Genomic DNA, 5,919 nt, shown 5'->3' with positions numbered 1-5,919 from the left:
CGGTGGGACAGCACCGAGCGCGCTGGCAGGGCCGCCCGGCGATCGTTCCGGCACCGTCGACCAGCGTGGGCGTTTACCCGCTGGATGGCCTGCGAATCGTCGATCTCGGCATCATCGTGGCCGGTGGCGAACTCAGCCGCCTGTTCGCCGACCTCGGCGCCGAAGTGATCAAAGTCGAAAACGCCGCCTATCCGGACGGGCTGCGGCAGAAACGCGCGGGCGACAGCATGAGCGAGTCCTTCGCCTGGACCCACCGCAACAAGCTGGGGTTCGGTGTGGACCTGCGCAACCCGGACGGCAAGCAGATCTTTCGCCGCCTCGTCGCGAGCTCGGACACGGTCTTCGCGAACTTCAAGCCGGGAACGCTTGCAGCGCTGGGACTTTCCTACGACGAGCTGCACGGCCTCAACCCGCGGATCGTGCTGGCCGAGAGCAGCGCGTTCGGCGATACCGGACCGTGGAGCACTGCGATGGGCTACGGCCCGCTGGTTCGCGCCGCCACCGGGGTCAGCCGGCTCTGGACATCCGAGGACGCAGATACCGATGTCGGCGGTGGCGTCCGGCACTCCTTTTACGACGCGACGACGGTTTTCCCAGATCACGTTGTCGGGCGGATCACCGCAATCGCCGCGCTGGCCGCGTTGATTCATCGCGACCGAACCGGCACCGGGGCACGGGTTCACGTCTCGCAGGCCGAGGTAGTGGTCAACCAACTCGACACCTGCTATGTCACTCAAGCCGCGCGGGTATCAGGAAGCGCGGCACTGCGCGACGACACCAGCGTGCACGCCGTCTACCACTGCTCAGGCGACGACGAATGGTGCGTCATCTCCATTCGTTCAGACGCCGATTGGCGCAGCGCGGCAACCGTACTCGGCCGGCCCGAACTGGCCGACGATCCGCGGTTCGCCAGTGGTGACTCACGCCGGGCCAATCGCCGCGAGTTGATTGCGCAGCTGTCCGAGTGGACCAGTATGCGGACGCCGCTGCAGGCGGCCGAAGCGCTGCAGTCGGTCGGTGTGCCGGCCGGGCCGATGAACCGCCCGCCCGACATACCCGAGGATCCGCAGCTTCGGCACCGAGAGCTGTTCCGCGACATGACACATCCCCTCATCAGCCACCCGTTGCCCGCCGAGACGGGTCCGGCGCCGTTTCGGCACATACCGCCGGCCCCTCAACGGCCGGCCCCGGTACTCGGGGAGAACACCCGCGACATCTGCGGCAAGGTGCTCGGGATGAGCATCGAAGAGACCGAGCGGCTGATCAGCGCCGGCGTTCTGCTGGCGCCACCGGGCACCGGTTAGCCGTCAATATTCGCCGATCTATTGGGCGGATCAGCCGGGCCAGACCCAATCCGCCACCTCGGGGATGTCGGCCCCGTGCTCACGCGTCCATGTCCGGGCCCGCAACCGGGCGTCGACCATGTCCTGGCGCAGGCCTGCGGCTTTGGCGCCCAATGTCGGAACACGGTCGATGACGTCGATGACCAGGTGGTAGCGGTCGAGATCGTTGAGCATGACCATATCGAACGGCGTTGTCGTGGTTCCCTTTTCGATGTAGCCGCGAACATGCAGGTTGCTGTGGTTGGCGCGCCGGTAGGTGAGCCGGTGCACCAGCCACGGATACCCGTGAAACGCGAAGATGACCGGTCGGTCCCGGGTGAACAGCGTGTCGAACTCCCGGTCGGACAACCCGTGCGGGTGCTCAGTCTCCGGCAGCAGGCGCATCAGATCGACGACATTGACGACGCGGATGCGCAGATCCGGCAGCTGCTGCCGCAGGATAGCTGCCGCCGCGAGAGTTTCCAGCGTCGGCACATCGCCGGCACAGGCAAGCACCACGTCGGGAAGCGTCCCGTTGGTGTCGTTGTGTCCTGCCCACTGCCAGATCCCGACGCCGCGCGAGCAGTGCAACGCCGCGTCTTGTACGGACAGCCAATCGCGCTGCGGTTGCTTGCCAGCCACAACAACGTTGACGTAATGCCGTGAGCGCAAGCAGTGGTCGTATGTCGACAGCAGCGTGTTGGCGTCCGGCGGCAGGTACACCCGGACGATCTCGGGCTTCTTGTTCATCACGACATCGAGGAATCCCGGGTCCTGATGTGTGAACCCGTTATGGTCTTGGCGCCAAACATGCGACGACAAAAGGTAATTCAAGCTGGCCAGCGGGCGACGCCAGGACACCTGCGAACTGGCCTCCAGCCACTTCGCGTGCTGGTTGAACATCGCGTCGACGATGTGGATGAACGCCTCGTAGCAAGTGAAGAACCCGTGTCGGCCGGTCAGCAGGTAGCCCTCGAGCAGTCCCTGGCACATGTGTTCAGAAAGCACCTCGATGACCCGTCCGGCCGGATCGAGTCGTTCGTCGAACTCACCGACTTCGAGCTGCCAGTCCCGCCCGGTCACCTCGAGGATGTCTTGTAGGCGGTTACTGGCCAGCTCGTCGGGAGCGAAAGTAAGGAAGTCGGTGGGATTCTGAGCCGTGACGTCACGCAACCAAGCGCCCAGCACCCGGGTGGCCTCATGCTCACCGGTTCCCGGCACCGGAACGTCCACGCCGTAGTCACGCCAATCGGGCAGCCGCAGATCCTTCAGCAGCACACCGCCGTTGGTCACCGGATTGGCGCTCATCCGTCGGTCGCCGTGCGGCACGGCGTCCAGCAATGCGCGCACCGGCCGGCCCGCTTCGTCGAAAAGCTCCTCCGGGCGATAGGAACGCAGCCACTGCTCGAGCACCTGGCGATGCGCGTTGTCGGTGCGCGCAGCCGGCAACGGGACCTGGTGTGCCCGGAAGGTTCCCTCGACCTGCTGCCCGTCGACAACCGGCGGGCATGTCCAACCCTTCGGGGTGCGTAAGATGATCATCGGCCACCGCGGAGTTTCGGTGCGGCCGGTTGTCCGGGCGGCTTGCTGGATCTCTTCGATCCGGTCGAGGCATTTGTTCAATGCGTCGGCGATCAGCTGGTGCACGGCAGTCGGGTCGTCCCCGGCAACCATGTGCGGCTCGTAACCGTAGCCCCGCAGAAGTCCGATCAGCTGAGACTCGGGAATCCGGGCCAAGATCGTTGGGTTGGCGATCTTGTACTGATTCAGCGCGAGGATAGGCAGCACAGCGCCATCTCGGGCCGGGTTGAGGAACGCGTTTGCATGCCAACTGGTCGCCAGCGGACCGGTTTCGGCTTCACCGTCGCCCACAACGCAGAACACGGTCAAGTCCGGATTGTCGAAGGCCGCGCCGTAGGAGTGCAGCAGCGAATAGCCAAGTTCGCCGCCCTCGTGGAACGAACCCGGGGTCTCGGGTGCGCAATGGCTGGGCACCCCGCCCGGGTAGGAGAACTGGTGGAAGAAAGCGGCCATACCCACACTGTCCTGCGGAATGTGGCTGTAGAGCTCGGAGTAGGTTCCTTCCAGCCAGGCGCAGGCGTTCGGTCCAGGGCCGCCGTGCCCGGGCCCGGCGACGAACACCGCGTTGAGGCCCCGGCTAGTTATTTGCCGGTTGGCGTGCGCCCAGACCAAGTTCAGCCCGGGCACCGTCCCGAAATGGCCGAGCAGCCGCGGCTTGATGTGCTCGGGCGAGAGCTGCTCGCGCAGTAAGGGGTTACCGGCCAGGTAGATCTGGCCCACGGCCAGATAGTTCGCCGCCCGCCACCAGGCGTCGACCGCGGCCAATTCCTGGGGGCTGAGCGGCCCGGGCGCGTCGCCCAGGGCGTAGGGCTGTGGTGCGATCGTCTCACCCGCGCCACCGCTTTCGTTGTCTGCGGCGGTGTCTCCGCCCATGCTGGCCAGCTGCGTCATGCGACCGTGGTCCTTTCGCGCGAGTCCGATTGACCTACCCGGGCCCGGCCTGTCTCAACCAGGCCGCGCCGGTCGGAGACGATGCGCCTGCTGCAAACCATCGTTGCCCCGCAGGTTCGATTGTCCCGCTCCTCCTCATCGCGCTGCGCGCTCTGCATCGTCGCGCGACTAGATTCAACATGCGCCGGAAGGCCGGCGCTGGCAGAAGTGGCGAAAGGGTTTGTCATGCCGCTCGACCCCCGGACACCGGTGCTGATCGGCTACGGCCAGGTCAACCAGCGCGACGAGCGAGATGACGTCGAACCGGTCGACCTGATGGCCGCCGCGGCGCGGCAGGCCGGCGATCCGCCGGTGCTCGAGGCCGTCGACGCCGTCCGGGTGGTGAATCTGTTCTCGGCGCGCTATCGCGATCCCGGGCTGCTGCTCGCACAACGCATCGGCGCCGACGGCGCCGCCACCGGTTACACCGGTGTCGGCGGCAACGTGCCGCAGTCCCTGGTCAACCAGGCCTGCTTGGACATCCAGCGTGGGCACGCCGACGTGCTGCTGATCGCGGGCGCAGAGACCTGGCGCACCCGGACACAACTGCGGGCCCGCGGCGGCAGACTCAGCTGCACCCAGCAGGACGAGTCGGTGCCACTGGCCGCGGGCAGCGATGACCATGTGCCGATGGCCGGGCCGGCCGAGGACCGCATCAAACTGGACCGCCCGGCGTACATCTACCCGATGTTCGAGCAGGCGCTGCGGATCAGCTCCGGTGCGCCGCCGGACGACCATCGCCGCCGGATCAGCGAGCTGTGGGCGCGGTTCAACGCCGTTGCGGTGGACAATCCGCACGCGTGGATCCGCGAGCGCCTCACCGCCGAAGACATCGGACAGGCCGGTCCGCGAAATCGGATGATCAGCTGGCCCTACACCAAGCTGATGAACTCCAACAACATGGTCGACCAGGCGGCGGCGCTGATTCTGACCTCGGTCGAAGCCGCGACCCGGCTGCGGGTTCCGACCGAACGGTGGGTGTATCCGTACGCGGGCACCGACGCCCATGACACTTACGCGATCAGCGAGCGTGACGAGTTGCATCGTTCGCCGGCGATCCGGATCGCCGGTGCCCGGGCGCTTGAACTGGCCGGTCTCGGGATCGACGACCTCGACTACGTCGACCTGTACTCGTGTTTTCCTTCCGCGGTTCAGATCGCGGCGGCCGAATTGGGTTTGCCCGTGGACGATCCCCTCCGGCCGCTGACCGTGACCGGCGGTCTGACCTTTGCCGGTGGACCGTGGAGCAACTACGTGAGTCACTCCATCGCGACGATGGCCGAGCTGCTGGTGGCGAACCCGGGACGGCGCGGCCTGATCACCGCCAACGGCGGCTACCTGACCAAACACAGTTTCGGTGTGTACAGCAGCGATCCGCCGCCGACGGCTTTCCGCTGGGAAGACGTGCAAGAAGCAGTGGACCGGCAGCCGACCCGGCCGGCGGCGGTGGCCTGGGACGGTGTCGGCACCGTCGAGGCCTGGACGACACCGTTCAACCGGGACGGATTCCCCGAGAAAGCGTTTCTTGCGGTCCGCACCCCCGACGACATGCGCACCCTGGCCGTGATCCCGGACGCAGCCGCGGCTGAAGTGACAGTGGGGGAGGACATTGCCGGTGCCAAGGTCGTAGTGCAGTCAGACGGCACCGCCACCCTGCGGTAACACGCTGACGGTCGGTGGCGCTCGAAGTCGATGTCGCGCGCCCGCGCTGCCCGCCTATTGTCTAGGTATCCAATTGGGGAGGTGCCGCAGGTGCGGGTCCTGATTACCGACGTCTCTGGACTGGTCGGGCGGTCCGTCGCACGTCAATTGGTGGCAGCCGGGCACACGGTCAGCGGCATCGCGCACCGGCCACATGACTGGCTGGATCCTGCGGTCGAATTCGTTCGCGCGCCGCTCCACGGTCCGGTGCTGCAGAAGTTGGCCGACGAGGCCGACGTGGTCCTGCATCTCGCGCCGCTGGAAAGCAATGCGCCGGGTGCCGCCGGCATAAACGGTCTCGCCCGGGTCAGCCACGCGGCGGCCCGCGCCGGTGACCGGCTGGTGTTCGTCTCTCAGGCGGCCGGCCGGCCCGCGCTGTATCAGC

General features: G+C 66.8%; 4 protein-coding genes. 3 read left to right on the top strand and 1 reads right to left on the bottom strand.

The annotated features are described in order from the left end of the window. Window positions 1-1,304, top strand: a 1,304-nt coding sequence (locus WA317_RS17845) for a CaiB/BaiF CoA transferase family protein (protein WP_425174300.1), incomplete at its 5' end; no start/stop codon positions are given. 30 nt (window positions 1,305-1,334) lie between these two features. Here WA317_RS17845 and WA317_RS17840 read toward each other — a convergent pair. Next, the gene (locus WA317_RS17840) at window positions 1,335-3,794 is read right to left on the bottom strand and encodes a phosphoketolase family protein (RefSeq protein ID WP_425174299.1); all 2,460 of its coding nucleotides are present in this window, start codon (window positions 3,792-3,794) and stop codon (window positions 1,335-1,337) included. A 225-nt stretch (window positions 3,795-4,019) separates the two neighbouring features. Between WA317_RS17840 and WA317_RS17835 the strand changes: the two genes are divergently transcribed. Both WA317_RS17835 and WA317_RS17830 read left to right on the top strand, forming a co-directional pair. Beyond that, on the top strand, window positions 4,020-5,495 hold the full coding sequence (locus tag WA317_RS17835; protein WP_425174298.1) for an acetyl-CoA acetyltransferase: 1,476 nt from the start codon (window positions 4,020-4,022) through the stop codon (window positions 5,493-5,495). A 90-nt stretch (window positions 5,496-5,585) separates the two neighbouring features. After that, on the top strand, window positions 5,586-5,919 hold a 334-nt coding region (locus WA317_RS17830), incomplete at its 3' end, for an NAD-dependent epimerase/dehydratase family protein (RefSeq protein ID WP_425174297.1).

This window comes from Mycobacterium sp. (genome assembly GCF_049802695.1).
Classification (GTDB): domain Bacteria; phylum Actinomycetota; class Actinomycetes; order Mycobacteriales; family Mycobacteriaceae; genus Mycobacterium.
The sequence above is the reverse complement of the archived record's forward strand: the minus strand, read 5'-3'. Positions and strand labels throughout refer to the sequence as shown.